This window comes from Lentzea atacamensis (assembly GCF_003269295.1).
Lineage (GTDB): Bacteria > Actinomycetota > Actinomycetes > Mycobacteriales > Pseudonocardiaceae > Lentzea > Lentzea atacamensis.
The window spans coordinates 1672406-1686514 of record NZ_QLTT01000001.1; the positions used below are offsets into that span (position 1 = coordinate 1672406).

Here is a 14109-nt window from a genome sequence, read left to right on the forward strand (position 1 = left end):
CGTGCCGAGCTCGCCGAGTACGCCCGCCTCGCCGCGGACGGCAAGCTCGTCGTGCGCGTCGCGGAGAGCCTGCCGCTGGTCGACGCCGGCCGGGCACAGGAGCTGAGCGCGTCCGGTCACGCACGGGGGAAGCTCGTCCTGCGCCCGTGAGCGCTGTCATCGGGTGGCAACATCTGACTCATGACTCAACGTGTCGCGGTGACCGGAGGCAGCGGGAAGCTCGGGCGTGCCGTCGTGGCCGACCTGCTGGAGCACGGCTGGGAGGTCCACAACCTCGACCAGGCCACTCCCCCGGCTGATCAGGGGTGTGACTTCACGCGCGTCGACCTGACCGACCACGGCCAGGTCGTGGAGGCGATCAGCGGCATCGACGACAGGTACTCCGGCCTGGACGCCGTGGTGCACCTGGCGGCGATCCCCGGACCGGGTGTCGCACCCAACGCGCGTACCTTCCACAACAACGTGACCAGCACTTACAACGTGTTCGCCGCGGCACGGCTGGCCGGTGTGCGCAACGTCGTGTGGGCGTCCAGCGAGACGGTGCTGGGGCTGCCGTTCGACACTCCCCCGCCGTACATCCCGATCGACGAGGAGTACGCGGGGCGGCCTGAGACGTCGTACTCGCTGGGCAAGCTCGTGGACGAGACGCTCGCCCAGCAGTTCTGCCGGTGGGAGCCGGAGATGAAGATCATCGGGCTGCGGTTCTCGAACGTCATGGAGCCGCACGACTACGAGCGCTTCCCGTTCGACGCCGACCCGCTCGCGCGCAAGTGGAACCTCTGGTCGTACATCGACGCACGGGACGGTGCTCAGGCCGTGCGCAAGGCGTTGGCCCACGACGCCACGGGCTTTGACGTCTTCATCATCGCCAACGCCGACACGTGCATGACGACGCCGAACAACGAGCTGGTGGCGAAGGTCTATCCGGGCGTGCCGCTCAAGAGGGAGTTCGGTCCTCACGAGACGCTGCTGTCGATTGAGAAGGCACGGCGGGTGCTGGGGTTCGAGCCTGTGCACACCTGGCGGTCGTGATCTCCCTGGCGAGGCCGGACAGGTCTTCCGCCGCCCGCGCCCTCGGCCCGGCCTGACGCAGGTGGTTGAGGGCGCGGGCGAGCAGCAGTTCCGCCTGCTGCTCGCACCACCTCCTACCGCCCGCCCGCTCGACGCGAAGAGCCAGCTCGCGGGGTTCCGCGTCGGTCGCGTAGACGTCGGTACCGGCGTTGATCGCGGCGACCACGGGCAGCGTGCGGCGGCGGTGCGCGAGGTCGTCGTAGAGCGGGCGGCCGCTGACGGGCGCGCCGCCCCAGATGGCCAGCACGTCGTCCACGTGCTGGCGCGCGAGGCCGACATCGTCGCCGAACTCCCTGAGGTGGACGGCCTGACTCCTGACGGCGCCCGCGGCGAGGGCACCGAGCTCGCACGCGCAGGCCGTCAGCGCCGAGTGCTTCGCCGCCGCGACGCCCAGGTACTCGGCTATGTCGACGTCGTCCCGTTCGTCCATCTCGGCTTCCTGGACGTAACCGTCCACAACGGACAGCAGCGCGGCGTTGAGGATCATCACCTCGGGCCTGGTGAGCTGCGCGAAGGCGAGGGAGATCAGGGCGTCCGCGGCCGAGACGGCACGGTCGTCGCCGAACTCCACCCACGCGCTCGGCTGGTGGCCGCGGCTGAGCGCACGGGTCATCAGGTCCGCGTGCAGCTGTTCGTGCTGGTGGGCGAGTTCGACGGCGGTGGCGACGCGGATCGCCGGGATGGCGTCGCCGACGGCATCGGCGGCGAGCAGCGCGAGTGCGGCCGTCGAGAAGTCCGACCGGTGGTACTCGACGACCTCGCGGGTCTCGTCGGGCAGTGTGGCGAACGCGGCCTTGAGCGGCGCGTCGATCATCGCGCGGCTCCAGGCCAGCACGGCCCGCGGCGGCGCCACCACGTCGATGCTCGTCATGCGCCTCCTCTCGGACCTCGGGAGGAGACGCTAAACCCGCAGGTCAGGTGTGGAGGCGTGATTGCCACTGTCGTGTTGAAGAGGGGCACGATCCGGCGAGCGCGACTACGTTGATGTTGAACGGGTTGTTGCGACCATCACCCGACCGTGACCGTCGTTTTCCTGAAGGGCTGACCGTGCGTTACACCAAGCTCGCCGGCATGGACGTGTCCGAGATCTGCCTCGGCATGATGAGCTACGGAGATCCATCGCTGGGCAACCATCCGTGGTCGATGCCGGAAGAGGAGTCCCGGCCGTTCATCAAGGCCGCGATCGAAGCCGGGATCAACTTCTTCGACACCGCCAACGTCTATTCGGCCGGTTCGTCGGAGGAGATCACCGGGCGTGCGCTGAAGGACTTCGCCCGCCGCGAGGAGATCGTGCTCGCGACGAAGGTGCACGGCCGCATGCGCCCCGGCGTGAACGGCGCGGGGTTGTCCCGCAAGGCGATCTTCGCCGAGATCGACGCGTCGCTGCAGCGGCTCGGCACGGATTACGTCGACCTGTACCAGATCCACCGCTTCGACGCGTCCGTTCCGCTGGAGGAGACGCTCGAAGCTCTGCACGACGTGGTGAAGTCCGGCAAGGCGCGCTACATCGGTGCCTCGTCCATGTACGCGTGGCAGTTCGCCAAGGCGTTGTTCACGCAACGGCAGAACGGCTGGACGCGCTTCGTGTCGATGCAGAACCACTACAACCTCCTTTATCGCGAGGAGGAACGCGAGATGCTGCCGTTGTGCGCGGACCAGGGCATCGCCGTGATCCCGTGGAGCCCTCTCGCCCGCGGCCGCCTGACCCGCGACTGGGACGCCACGACCGCCCGCACCGAGACCGACGAGTTCGGGTCCACCTTGTACGTCGAGTCGGACCGCGCGATCGTCGAGCAGGTGGCGTCCGTCGCCGCCGCGCGTGGTGTGTCACGGGCCCAGGTCGCGCTGGCGTGGCTGCTGCGCAACCCGGTGATCACCGCACCGATCGTCGGTGTGACGAAGCCGCACCACCTGGACGACGCGGTGGCGGCGCTGGAGTTCGAGCTGACCGACGACGAGGTGCGGCTTCTCGAGTCGGCGTACGAGCCGCACCGCATCGCCGGGCACGCGTAGGCAACACTCCGGCCCGGCCCAGTTGGTGGCGCGCGTGGTCGATGGTTTCGGGTGTGGTGGCGAACATCGGTGTGATCACGTTCGCTACGGAGCTCCCGGTCCGGGTCTCCGGCAGGAAGCTCACGCGGGTTCCTCGCGGAGCTGGACCAGCAGCTCGTTCCGCCCCGCCAGCAGCTCGGTCAGGATGCGCCTCGCGGCTCCGAGCAGATCGGCCACATCGGCACCCGCGAGGGCGTACACCACGGTCGAACCCTCGCGGGTCGCGGTGACGATCCCGGATCTTCGCAGCACGGCGAGCTGCGCGGAGAGGCTGGACGGCTCGACCTCGACCTCGGCGAGCAGCTCGCGCACCGCTCTCGGCCCGTCCTGGAGCAGCTCCAGCACCCGGATGCGCACCGGGTGCCCGAGCATCCGGAAGAACTCGGCCTTCGCCTGGTACAGCGGGACCGGCACCGGTCAGCCCACCCCGTGCTCGGCGGCCAGGCGCCTGAGGTTGGCGAGGTCGGCGCTGTGCACTTCCTCGGCGTAGGCGTCCTGCTGTTCGACCGCCTGCCGCACGGCTTCCTCGGCCTGCTCGATGCGGGCGAGGAGGTTGTCCCTGAACTCGTTCACGGCATCACGACCTGTCGAATTGAAGAAATCTTCAATTCAGCAGGCTACCCGAGCTTGGCGACCTCGATGAAGTCGGGGACCTGGGCCTTGAGGGCGCCGTTCGGCTGGAACCGGTAGAACAGGACGGCGGTGCTGCACGCGGAGTTGCCGAACCAGGCGTGGTCGCAGGTGATCTGCGGGCCGAGGAAGCTGTCGAGGTTCTTCACTGCCCGCAGGGCCTGTTCAAGCGTACGTCCGAAGTGGACAGCACTCGCGCGAGCGTCATGATGTCCGCGAACGACATCACCGCACCCGCAACGGGTTCGTCGTGCCCGGCGGCCTTCATCGCCGTGCGGTACTCCTCGATCTCCGCCTGGTTGGCGGGCGGCGCGGACAGCGGATCGGTGGGGTGCCAGAAGTCGGACGACAGCTCGACCCCGATCGACTGGTTCCCGACGGACTCCGGCAGGCCGGTGCACGACGCCGCGAGGATCCGCCCGGCGTAACCGGCTTCCCGCAACGCCCTGACGATGTGGGTGCACTGCTCCTCGGTGGCGGCGATGCTGCCCGACGCCTCCGCGGTCTTCACGGCCCGCGCGAGGCCGGCCCAGTCCGGGCTGCCGGCCGGGTAGTAGACGGAGCGGTAGCTGAGCCCGAACCTCTTGGCGGCCGGGACGAGCACGGTGTCGGTGAAGGCGTGCGTGGCCGGAGACTCGGGCAGCAGCCACGCGACCGTCTTCACCTCCTGGTCGGCGTAGTACTTGAGCGCTGCCGTGCCGTACGCGACTGCTGCGGCGCCGAAGAAGAAGGCGTTCTTGTGGTTCATCAGACCTGGCGTGAACTGCACGTGTCCCACCAACGGGATGGCAGCCGCGCTCAGCACGGGCATCGCGGCGTCGGCACCCGTGTCCACACCTTGCACGACGACCGCGACCTTCTCGCAGACGAACTTCTCCGCGCACTGGTGCGACTGCTCCGGCGCGCCGTCCGTGGGACAGGTGACGAGCTCGAAGGGACGGTTGCGCACGCCGCCGTTGCGGTTGAGGTGGGCAACGGCGACCTCGGCACCGATCTGCAGCTCCGGCACCGCGAAGGCGCCGGACGCGTTGTTGAGATACCCGATCTTCACGGGTTCTCCGCCTGGGCCTTTCTGCGGCTCGGCGGCACATCCGGTGACCAGAAGGAAGACGGCGACCAAGGTCCTTGAGTGCAGGGCCGCCGATGGTCGCCAGCTGAGATGCCACCGATAAGTCGGGTTCCCTCGACACCTACGATCCGCACGGTTGAGAGTTCCGCAGACGCGGATATAAGCTCGCGTTCGTGCCGAATCTGCGGATCAGTGAGGCCGCCGCGTTGCTCGGGGTCAGTGACGACACCCTGCGCCGGTGGATAGACCAGGGCCGCCTGCGGTCCGTTGTGCTCGACAACGGGCGCAAGGGTGTCAGCGGGACGGAGCTCGCCGAGTTCGCCCAGCACCTGACCGAGGTGGCGGAGCCGGGCACGACGGTCGCGGCGTCGGCGCGCAACCGGATGAAGGGCATCGTCACGCGCGTCATCAAGGACGGCGTGATGGCCCAGGTCGACATGCAGGCCGGGCCGTTCCGCATCACGTCGTTGATGAGCCGTGAGTCCGCGGACGAGCTCGGTCTCGAGGTGGGCAGCGTCGCCGTGGCCTCGATCAAGTCCACGCACGTCGTCGTCGAGATCCCGGAGGCCTCGAGTTGAAGCGCGTTCTCGTGCTGACGCTGCTGCTGGCGGGCTGCGGTTCCCCGGCGGCGACGAGCACCGGTGGGGACATCACGGTGTTCGCGGCGGCGTCGCTCACCGAGTCGTTCACGAAGCTGGGGACGGCGTTCGAGGCCGCGCACCCCGGTTCGAAGGTGCGCTTCAGCTTCGCGGGCAGCTCGGCGCTGGCGCAGCAGATCAACCAGGGCGCGCCGGCCGACGTGTTCGCGGCCGCGGCTCCGGCCAACATGAAGCAGGTGACGGACACCGGGGCGGTCACGGCGACGCCGGCGACGTTCGCGAGGAACACGCTGCAGATCGCCGTGCCCAGGGGAAATCCGGGCAGGGTCACCGGACTCGCCGACTTCGCCAAGGCGGACCTGAAGATCGCGCTGTGCGCGGAGCAGGTGCCGTGCGGGGCGGCGGCGAAGAAGGTGTTCGAGGCGGCCGGCGTGAAGGCCGCGCCGGACACGCTGGAGCAGGACGTGAAGGCCGTGCTGACCAAGGTGTCGCTGGGTGAGGTCGACGCGGCGCTCGTCTACCGCACGGACGTGAAGGCGGCGGGCGGCAAGGTCGAGGGCGAGGACTTCGCGGAGGCGGCCAACGCGGTCAACGACTACCCCGTCGCACCGCTGGCGAAGGCTCCGAATGCTCCTACTGCCAAGGCTTTCGTCGACTTCGTGCTGTCCGGCCGCGGTCGCGAGGTGCTCATCGAGGCGGGTTTCAGCGCGCCGTGAGGTCCAGGCTGCCGGTCGTCCTCGTCCTGCCCGCGGTGATCGGGCTGGTGTTCCTGCTCGTGCCGCTGGCGGGACTGCTGATCAATGCACCCTGGGCGACGCTGCCGGCCCAGCTCTTCAGCCAGGAGGTCGGGCAGGCGCTGCGGCTCTCGTTGATCTGCGCTTCGCTCGCCACGGTCGTGTGCCTCGTACTCGGCGTGCCGCTGGCGTGGTTGCTCGCGCGCAGCGACCTGCCGGGACGAGGTGTGCTCCGGGCGCTGGTCACCGTGCCCCTGGTCCTGCCGCCGGTGGTGGGTGGTGTGGCGCTGCTGCTGGTGCTCGGCCGGCGCGGAGTGGTCGGCCAGTACCTCGACCAGTGGTTCGGGATCTCACTGCCGTTCACCACGGCGGGCGTCGTGCTCGCCGAGGCGTTCGTGGCGATGCCGTTCCTGGTCATCTCGGTCGAAGGTGCGCTGCGCGCCGCGGATCCGCGTTACGAGGAGGCAGCGGCGACGCTCGGCGCCTCGCGCTGGCTGACGTTCCGCCGCGTGACCCTGCCCGGCGTCATGCCGGGCGTCATCGCGGGAACCGTGCTGTGCTGGGCGCGTGCGCTCGGCGAGTTCGGCGCGACGATCACGTTCGCCGGCAACTTCCCCGGCAGGACGACGACCATGCCCCTCGCCGTGTACCTGGCGCTGGAGACCGACCCGGACGCCGCGATCGTGCTCAGCATCGTGCTGCTCCTGGTCTCCGTCGCGGTGCTCGCGGGGCTGCGCGACAAGTGGATCAGCGGGCCGTCATGACGCTGCAGGCAGAGCTCCGCGTCGAACGGGCGGGCTTCACCCTCGACCTCGACCTCGCGATCGAACCGGGCGAGGTCGTGGCGTTGCTCGGCCCCAACGGCGCGGGCAAGACCACCGCCCTGCGCGCCCTCGCCGGGCTGCTGGCCAGCACGAGCCGCATCCGGCACAACGGGTCCACTTGGGACGGTCTGCCCGCCGAGAAACGGCCCATCGGCGTGGTTTTCCAGGACTACTTGTTGTTCGCGCACATGAGCGCGCTCGACAACGTCGCGTTCGGCCTGCGCGCCCGCGGCACCCGCAAGGCCGAGGCCAACGCCGTCGCGCTGCGCTGGCTGGACCAGATCGGCCTGGCGGACTTCGCCCACGCCAGGCCCCGCCGGTTGTCCGGCGGCCAGGCCCAGCGCGTCGCCCTCGCCCGCGCCCTGGCGACATCACCGGAACTGCTGCTGCTCGACGAACCCCTGGCGGCACTGGACGCGAGCACCCGGCTGCGCGTGCGATCCGAACTGGGCAGGCACCTCCAGGACTACCCCGGCCACACGCTGCTGGTCACCCACGACCCGCTGGACGCGATGGTGCTCGCCGACCGGCTCGTCATCCTGGAGCACGGCCGGGTCGTGCAGCAGGGCTCGCCGCGTGACGTCGTCCGGCAGCCGCGGACCGACTACGTCGCCCACCTCGTCGGCCTGAACTTCTACCGGGGTGTCGCCCGCGGCACAGAGGTTCTGCTCGACGACGGCGGCACCCTCTCCATCGCCGAGCCGGCGGATGGCCCCGTGCACGTGGTGTTCCCGCCGTCAGCGGTCAGCCTGTACCCCGCGAAACCCGCGGGCAGTCCGCGCAACACGTGGCAGGCCGTCGTTTCCGGCATCGAACAGCACGCCCACACGACCCGCGTCGACCTCGACGGCTCCCCCTCCGTGCTCGCCGACATCACGACAGCGACGGTCGCCGAGCTGCGGCTGCAGCCCGGCGACGCGTTGTGGGTTTCGCTGAAGGCGACGGAGATCCACACCTATCCGCGTTAGTTCACACGAAAGCGCCGCGAAGTGTCCGCTAGTCCTTGCGGAGGCGTTCGGTGACCTGATCACCGACGGCGCGCGTCAGGCCTTCGGGAGCGTTGATGCCGAGTTGCTCGACGACGGCATCGGCGTGCAGGTCGACGGCCGACTCGATCAGATCGGACAACGTGTCGCAGGACGCCCTGCCGCGTCGCCACGCCACAACACAGGCCCCCACCGCGATCACCGCTGACGGCCACCACCACAGCGCGGGCACCAGATACATCAACCCCCACGCGCACAAGCGGGCGTCGTCGGTCAGACGTGCCCGTGCCGACGAGAGCTCTGTGCGGACACCGTCCGGGACGACCAGCCAGAGCCGGGGCCAGAGCGAGCCGAGGTCGAGGCCGTACGTCCCGTGCACGCGTTCGCCGACCGCCCGCAACCGGTCGGCCATCCACAGTGGACGATCTGGCTGGACCGGGCAGATGCGATCACGCTTGGCGAGCAACAGGTTGAGTTTCCGCATGTCGGGGTTCGACGCGACCAGCTCGTCCCCGTAGGCGTCGTCGGCCCGCTTCCACCACCACCGGCGCAACGCCGTCAGCGCCCAGCCCGGCGGTCCGAGCCGGGTCGCGAACCACAGCCGCTGCACGAGCGCCCCCAGGCCCTGCGCGACGAAACCCGCCCCGGCCGCGCCGACGAGCACCGCCGCGGCCAGCAGCACGAGCGAGGCGGCTGGGCGGTGGGGCCGCGACAGCTCCGCCACCACCGGCGAGACGTCGAACAGCCGCCCGTCGCGCATCAGCCAGGTGGCGGCGACGAAGGCGAGGAACAACGCGCCGGGCAACGCCAGCAGGGCGATCCACCGTTCGGCCGCCTTGGCACCGAGCGTGGTCAGCACGCCGGTCATCGCCGCCGCTCCACTCGCATCCGGCGGTCGTGCACCTGACGATCGGTGGTTCGAGGCGCGTCTGCGGCGTGCTGCGCTCGATGCGCGGGCAGTCGCCGGGGCAGCGCAGCACCGCGGTCGACCCGCTGCCGTTGCCGGAGCTGACTCCGCGTTCGGTGCGGCAGCAGGCGGATGCGTTGCGCGCCGCACTCGACGCCCTGGAGGATCCCGATCTGCCTCTCGCCGAACAGGAGCGGCGGGAGGACGAGATCAGTGCGTGCCTGGCGTGGTTGAAGAGCACGATCACCACGCCCGTGCTGGAACACTGCGGTGAGCGCGTGTGGTGGATTCCGGCGGGCCCGCTCGCCGCGTTGCCGGTCCACGCGGCCGCACTGACCGAGGTGTGCTCGTCCTACAGCCCGACGCTCGCGGCGTTGCGCGGGCCCGAGCGCGGTGGTGAGGCGAGTTCGCTGCTACTCGTCGCCATGCCCGAAACGCCTGGTGCGCCGCCGTTGCCGGGGGTGGCCGCCGAGGTCGACCTGCTGCGGCCGTTGTCCCCCGTCGAGCTGATCGGCGAGGACGCGACCAAAGCCGGTGTCACCGCGGCGCTCGGCTCGTGCGAGGTCGCGCACTTCGCCTGCCACAGCGCACCCGCGACGGACCAGGCCCCGGCCAGGCTGCTGTTGCACGATCACCACCTGGAACCGTTGACGCTGCTGGACATCGCGCACGTGCCGGTGCCATCGGGCCGCCTCGCCTACCTGTCGGCGTGCGCCACGTCGCTGGGCACCGCCCGGCTCGCCGACGAGGCCACCCATCTCGCGGCCGCGTTCCAGCTGGCCGGCTTCCCTCAGGTGGTCGCGACGCTGTGGCCGGTGGACGACGAAACGGCACTCGACGTGGCGACCGGCTGCTACGGGCTGATGCGCACCGAACGCGGTGTCGACCCGGCCAGGGCGGCGGAAGCGTTGCGCACCACCACTTTGCGACTCGCGGCGGACAACCCGCGCAATCCGAGTCTGTGGGCCTGCCACATCCACGTCGGACGTTAGGAGCCGAGCGCGCCGAGCCTGCGTGCCGCTTCCGACTCACCCCACCGGAACCCGATCCGCCGCGACAGCGCCACAGCCTCGCCGTAGGACGCCTTGGCCTCGGCAACCCGCCCGGCGAGCTCGTGCACGATGCCGCGATCAAGCAGCACCCCGGCCTCGATCTGCCTGTCCCCCACCGAACGCGCCAGCTGCAACGCTTCCGCGGACAACTCCAGAGCCCGGTCCAGCGAACCCATCTGCCGGTGCGCGTCGGCCATGTTCGCCAACGCGTGCAGCTCGCCGGACCTGTCGCCACAGGCGCGGAAAGTCCGGAGAGTCTCCTCGTAACACCCCAGCGCGGCGGGCAGATCACCCAAAGCCGCGTGCACCAGCCCCAGATTGGTGCGCACGTAAGCCGCGCCCTGCGAGTCGGCGAGCTCCTCGCGCAAGGTCAGCGACGCTTCCAGCGAGGTGACCGCGGCGGGCAGGTCGCGCCGGCGCCAGTGCACGATGCCGAGGTTGTTGAGCGTCACGGCTTCGAGCTGCCGGTCGCCCAGCGATCGGGCCAGGGAGAGGGCCGCGGTCCAGTGCTGCTGAGCCTCGGCGAACTTGAAGCCGCGCTCGCAGGCCGCGCCGAGTTCCTTCAACGCCAGGGCTTCCGCACGCGTGTCGCCCAGAGACCGCGCGGCTTCCAGGGCGAGCGTGTTGAGCTCGGCCCAGTCCGCCACCTCGGAGCGGCGGCGGAAGTACCAGGACAACCCTGCCGCGAACGCGATCGCGTCGGCGGGGGAAGCCTGGTGGGCGGCGGCGATCAGGTTGTCGCGCTCCTCGGCGAGCCAGAGGTCGGCCGGGTTGTCCGCCAGGGCTTCCAGGTAGTGCTTGTGCAGGCGTTCCAGCGCCAGCGACTGCTCTGCGGACGACTCCGAGCCGCGGCACCGCTCGCGCGCGAACAACCGCAGCAGGTCGTGCAGGGCGAAGCGGCCGGGTACCGGTTCCTCGACGAGGTGGGCGTCGGCCAGTTCGGCGAGCAGTTCCTCGACGTCCGGCACGTCGGTCAGCGCCCGTGCTGCCGCGACGGCGAAGTCCGGGCCGTCGAGGAGGCCGAGCAGCCGGAAAACCCTCGCCACGGCGGGAGATCCGAGCTCGGCGTAGCTGACCTCGAACGCCGAGCGCACCGCGACGTCGCCGAGCCTGAGCTCGTCGAGGCGGCGCGCCTCGTCGGCCAGCCGTGCCGCGAGCAACGGTGCGGTCCACTGTGGACGGGCCACGAGGCGAGCACCCGCGATGCGCAGCGCGAGCGGCAGTCCGCCGCACCAGCGCACGAGTTCCGCCGCGTCGTCGACCTTTCCGGCGACACCCTCCAGCAGCTGGAAGGCCTCCTCCAGCGGCAAAGCGCCGAGTTTCACGTACGAGGCACCGTGCAGTGAGGTGAGCGGGCGGCGTGAGGTGATCAGCACGGCCGAGCCCGGCCCAGTCGGCAGCAGGCGTTTGACCTGGGAGGCGGTGGCAACGTTGTCCAGCACCACGAGCAACCGGCGCGACGCGGTGAGAGAGCGGTAGCGCAGGGCTTCCTCGTCGCCGGGACGTTCGCCGAGCGCGCGCAGGAACTGGCTCAGGATCCGGTCGGAGGCGCCGTCGGAGAGGTCGGCGTAGAGCTGGCCGTCCGGGAACCGGTCGGCGATCTCGTGCGCCGCCCGCACGGCCAGTGCCGACTTTCCGATGCCCGCCTGCCCGGTGATCACGCACACCGCGACCCGGTCCTGCCGCGGCTGCCCCTTGATCAGGCTCAGCTCGCGCGACCGGCCGGCGAACGTGACCACGTCCGGCGGAAGCTGGCGGATCGCCGACACGCCAACGGGTTTCGCGCGCAGGATCTCCGCCTGCAGCCGTCGCAGCGGCTCCCCCGGCTCGACGCCGAGCTCGTCCATGAGCACCCGGCGGCACTCCTGGTACGCGGCGAGCGCCTCGGCCGGGCGTCCCGCGCGGTGCAGCGCGAACATCTGCTGTTCGCGCAGGCGTTCGTTCAACGGGTGTTCGCGCACCCACTCGTTCAGGTCGGCGACGATCTCCACGTGCCGCCCGAGGTCCAGCTCGGCCTCCGCGCACTCGACCCGCGCGGCCAGCCGCAGCTCCTCCAGCTGGGCGACGACCCCGCGCAGCAGCCCGGACGCGGCGAGATCGGCCAGCGCCGGGCCACGCCACAACGCGAGCGCCTCTCGATATCGTTGCGGCGTGCGTTCCCTGCGGGCGACGTCGAGCAGCTCGGTGAACCGGGTGAGGTCGAGCTCGGCCGGGTCGATCGACATCAGGTAGCCGGGCGCCCGCGACAGCAGCCGCGAGCCGACGATCTTGCGCAGCTGGTAGACGTAGACCTGCAGGTTCTTCAACGCGGTCTTGGGCGGCGCGTCGTCCCACAGCACGCTGATCAGCCGGTCGACCGACAGCACCCGCCCCGGCTGGGCGAGCAGCAGCGCGAGCACGGCCCGTTGCTTGGGCGGCCCAAGGCTCAGACGCACGCCGTCGTCGGCGTAACACTCCACCGGCCCGAGCACCCGGAACTCCACAACGCCCGATCGTAACTACCGAACGCATACCGGACACATGCCACGCGCGTTGACGTTTGATCCATGACGAAAACATCACTGGCGCTGGTGGTGGCACTCGGCACGCTGGCCGCCGCCGTGTCCCCCGTCCAGGCTGCCGAGCCCTACTCCGAGAGCCCGTCCCAGTCGCAGGCCGTCCGGGCCGGCAACGGCTACGACGTGATCGTCGGCGGCGTCAAGAGAGCCACCGTGCAGGTCAGCGACCCCGCCTACACAGTCCGCTCGGTCTCCTCGGCCGACGGCTCGCTGGCCGCCGTGATCTCCGACTTCGACGGCGTCAAGGGCGCGTCGCTGCAGACCGTCGACCGCTACGGCAAGTCGCGATTCGTGGCACGCGGCGCGATCACGTCCGCCGTCTTCCACGGCTCGAAGCTCGCCTACGCCGACGGTGAGAACGTCGTGGTGGACGGCGCGGTCGCGGGCAAGCTCAAGGGCCGCGCACCCGAACTGCTCGGCTTCACCTCCGACGGCACCGGCCTGCTGGCCGTGCAACACCCCGACGCGGCCGACGAGAGCACGTACGTCGGCTCGCTGGTCCGGTTCGACCTGAAGACCGGCGCCGCGAAGCCGTTGGTCACCTCCGGCACCGAGGCGCTGTACCGCGACTTCAAACTCGTCGACGTCAAGGGCGAACGGCACGTCAGCTTCATCAAGCACAACGAGATCTACCGCTGCGGCGGCGCGGAACCGCAGTGGCTGGGCCTGGTCTCCGAGAACGGCGAGGTGCGTTCCCTCGTGGGCGAGACGCGCCATCACTACCGCAGCGCGGTGTGGAGCACCGACGGCACCCGCGTCGCCTACGAGGTCATGGGTTGCGTGTCCGACAAGACCCGCGGCCCCGACCAGTTCGCGGGCTTCAACGGCGTCTACGTCCAGGACCTGGCCACCCGCAAGGCGTCCCGCGTCGTCGAGGGCCTGTCGTTCAACTACGCCCTGACCGGCATCGAGGGTTCCACGCCGGTCATCGGCAGCCCGCAGAAGGGTTACCTGAAGGCGTCGGGCATCTCCGCGTCGTCGCTGGACGGCGAGATCACCACGATGGGCCGCCTGAACCGCGCCGAGTACATCCACCAGCTCTGGGACACGCGCAACGAGTTCAACGGCAACTCCTCCTGCGGCCCGACCAGCGCCGTGATCGACCTCGTGACCTACCAGCTGCCCAACGAGTTCGGCGTGCAGGTCTCACAGCCGACCTCCCACTGGTCGAAGTGGGGCCGCTACATCACCGACGAGTTCACCAACCGCGGCACCACCTTCAACCGCACGATGAACGACTGGTCCCGCACCGGCAGCTGGAAGGGCGCCCACGGCTGGATCACCGGCTACTACTGCGGCGGCAACCCGGCCCGCCCGTGCGCCTCCTGGGAGTCCGAGCGCGACTTCCTGGCCCGCAACGGCGCCGCCGTGCAGCAGGGCAACTTCACCCCGGCCCAGGTCCGCGCGTTCATCGACCAGGGCAAGTTCGTCATCATGAGCGGTACGTGGGGGTCGACCTCCGGCCACCTGTCCGTGGTGATCGGCTACCACGACAACGGCTCCTTCTACGTCCACGACACCTACGGTGCGGGGACTGACGGCAGCTACGACGGCGCGAACCAGCTCTACACGTGGAGCTACATCGCGCCCGTCCAGATGTGGGCCGCCTGATCCAGCGCTCGCCTTC

Annotated in this window: 16 protein-coding genes; 9 read left to right on the top strand and 7 right to left on the bottom strand. The window is 70.2% G+C overall.

The genetic code is table 11. The features are described 5' to 3' along the window. Nucleotides 1-51: 51 nt before the first annotated feature. Nucleotides 52-150 carry a hypothetical protein gene (locus C8D87_RS07910; RefSeq protein WP_233441967.1) on the top strand — a complete coding sequence of 33 codons (99 nt, stop codon included), beginning with the start codon at nucleotides 52-54 and terminating at the stop codon, nucleotides 148-150. Between the two features lie 30 nt (nucleotides 151-180). Next, on the top strand, nucleotides 181-1032 hold the full coding sequence (locus tag C8D87_RS07915; protein ID WP_112226066.1) for an NAD-dependent epimerase/dehydratase family protein: 852 nt from the start codon (nucleotides 181-183) through the stop codon (nucleotides 1030-1032). On the opposite strand, the gene C8D87_RS07920 is transcribed toward C8D87_RS07915, so the two are convergent. Then, nucleotides 938-1942 (bottom strand): polyprenyl synthetase family protein, encoded by a 1005-nt coding sequence (locus C8D87_RS07920; protein WP_112226067.1) that lies wholly within the window; start codon nucleotides 1940-1942, stop codon nucleotides 938-940. The genes C8D87_RS07915 and C8D87_RS07920 overlap by 95 nt on opposite strands. Nucleotides 1943-2118: 176 nt before the next feature. Here C8D87_RS07920 and C8D87_RS07925 point away from each other — a divergent pair, with 176 nt between their 5' ends. After that, on the top strand, nucleotides 2119-3084 hold the full coding sequence (locus C8D87_RS07925) for an aldo/keto reductase (RefSeq protein ID WP_109635671.1): 966 nt from the start codon (nucleotides 2119-2121) through the stop codon (nucleotides 3082-3084). A 120-nt stretch (nucleotides 3085-3204) separates the two neighbouring features. On the opposite strand, the gene C8D87_RS07930 is transcribed toward C8D87_RS07925, so the two are convergent. Genes C8D87_RS07930 through C8D87_RS07935 form a run of 4 tightly spaced genes read right to left on the bottom strand, consistent with a single transcriptional unit; the run spans nucleotide 3205 to nucleotide 4804 of the window. Continuing rightward, nucleotides 3205-3537: an ArsR/SmtB family transcription factor gene (locus C8D87_RS07930; protein ID WP_112226068.1), complete on the bottom strand. Its 333-nt coding sequence runs from the start codon at nucleotides 3535-3537 to the stop codon at nucleotides 3205-3207. 3 nt (nucleotides 3538-3540) lie between these two features. Next, nucleotides 3541-3696, bottom strand: a complete 156-nt coding sequence (locus tag C8D87_RS45750) for a hypothetical protein (protein WP_170154881.1) — start codon at nucleotides 3694-3696, stop codon at nucleotides 3541-3543. 44 nt (nucleotides 3697-3740) lie between these two features. Further along, entirely contained in the window at nucleotides 3741-3902 is a 162-nt protein-coding gene (locus tag C8D87_RS45755; RefSeq protein WP_170166348.1) for a hypothetical protein, read from the bottom strand. Further along, the gene (locus tag C8D87_RS07935; protein ID WP_170166349.1) at nucleotides 3899-4804 is read right to left on the bottom strand and encodes an ABC transporter substrate-binding protein; all 906 of its coding nucleotides are present in this window, start codon (nucleotides 4802-4804) and stop codon (nucleotides 3899-3901) included. Before C8D87_RS07935 ends, C8D87_RS45755 begins: the two co-directional genes overlap by 4 nt. Before the next feature lie 191 nt (nucleotides 4805-4995). Between C8D87_RS07935 and C8D87_RS07940 the strand changes: the two genes are divergently transcribed. From C8D87_RS07940 to C8D87_RS07955, 4 genes are read left to right on the top strand one after another with little or no spacing between them, the layout of a single operon-like run. Then, nucleotides 4996-5400 carry a TOBE domain-containing protein gene (locus C8D87_RS07940; RefSeq protein WP_109635661.1) on the top strand — a complete coding sequence of 135 codons (405 nt, stop codon included), beginning with the start codon at nucleotides 4996-4998 and terminating at the stop codon, nucleotides 5398-5400. Next, complete coding sequence (gene modA / locus C8D87_RS07945; RefSeq protein ID WP_112226070.1) at nucleotides 5397-6137, top strand: molybdate ABC transporter substrate-binding protein; 741 nt, start codon at nucleotides 5397-5399, stop codon at nucleotides 6135-6137. The genes C8D87_RS07940 and modA overlap by 4 nt, the downstream gene beginning before the upstream one ends. Then, nucleotides 6134-6919, top strand: coding sequence for a molybdate ABC transporter permease subunit (gene modB / locus C8D87_RS07950; protein WP_112226071.1), 786 nt, complete (start codon nucleotides 6134-6136; stop codon nucleotides 6917-6919). The genes modA and modB overlap by 4 nt, the downstream gene beginning before the upstream one ends. Beyond that, complete coding sequence (locus C8D87_RS07955; protein WP_112226072.1) at nucleotides 6916-7947, top strand: ABC transporter ATP-binding protein; 1032 nt, start codon at nucleotides 6916-6918, stop codon at nucleotides 7945-7947. Before modB ends, C8D87_RS07955 begins: the two co-directional genes overlap by 4 nt. Before the next feature lie 28 nt (nucleotides 7948-7975). Here C8D87_RS07955 and C8D87_RS07960 read toward each other — a convergent pair whose 3' ends face one another. Next, complete coding sequence (locus tag C8D87_RS07960) at nucleotides 7976-8833, bottom strand: hypothetical protein (RefSeq protein WP_112226073.1); 858 nt, start codon at nucleotides 8831-8833, stop codon at nucleotides 7976-7978. A gap of 29 nt (nucleotides 8834-8862) precedes the next feature. Between C8D87_RS07960 and C8D87_RS07965 the strand changes: the two genes are divergently transcribed. Beyond that, a complete protein-coding gene (locus C8D87_RS07965) occupies nucleotides 8863-9864 on the top strand; it encodes a CHAT domain-containing protein (RefSeq protein WP_112226074.1) in 1002 nt (333 codons plus the stop codon). Here C8D87_RS07965 and C8D87_RS07970 read toward each other — a convergent pair. Further along, on the bottom strand, nucleotides 9861-12407 hold the full coding sequence (locus C8D87_RS07970) for an AfsR/SARP family transcriptional regulator (RefSeq protein ID WP_112226075.1): 2547 nt from the start codon (nucleotides 12405-12407) through the stop codon (nucleotides 9861-9863). The two genes, C8D87_RS07965 and C8D87_RS07970, sit on opposite strands and share 4 nt — an antisense overlap. Before the next feature lie 63 nt (nucleotides 12408-12470). On the opposite strand from C8D87_RS07970, the gene C8D87_RS07975 reads away from it, so the two are divergent. After that, complete coding sequence (locus tag C8D87_RS07975) at nucleotides 12471-14093, top strand: C39 family peptidase (RefSeq protein WP_112226076.1); 1623 nt, start codon at nucleotides 12471-12473, stop codon at nucleotides 14091-14093. The last annotated feature ends 16 nt before the right edge of the window (nucleotides 14094-14109 follow it).

Coding starts and splice junctions, on each gene's coding strand:
- C8D87_RS07915 (WP_112226066.1), top strand. CDS start 181: ATGACTCAACGTGTCGCGGTGACCGGAGGCAGCGGGAAGCTCGGGCGT.
- C8D87_RS07920 (WP_112226067.1), bottom strand. CDS start 1,942: ATGACGAGCATCGACGTGGTGGCGCCGCCGCGGGCCGTGCTGGCCTGG.
- C8D87_RS07955 (WP_112226072.1), top strand. CDS start 6,916: ATGACGCTGCAGGCAGAGCTCCGCGTCGAACGGGCGGGCTTCACCCTC.
- C8D87_RS07960 (WP_112226073.1), bottom strand. CDS start 8,833: ATGACCGGCGTGCTGACCACGCTCGGTGCCAAGGCGGCCGAACGGTGG.
- C8D87_RS07975 (WP_112226076.1), top strand. CDS start 12,471: ATGACGAAAACATCACTGGCGCTGGTGGTGGCACTCGGCACGCTGGCC.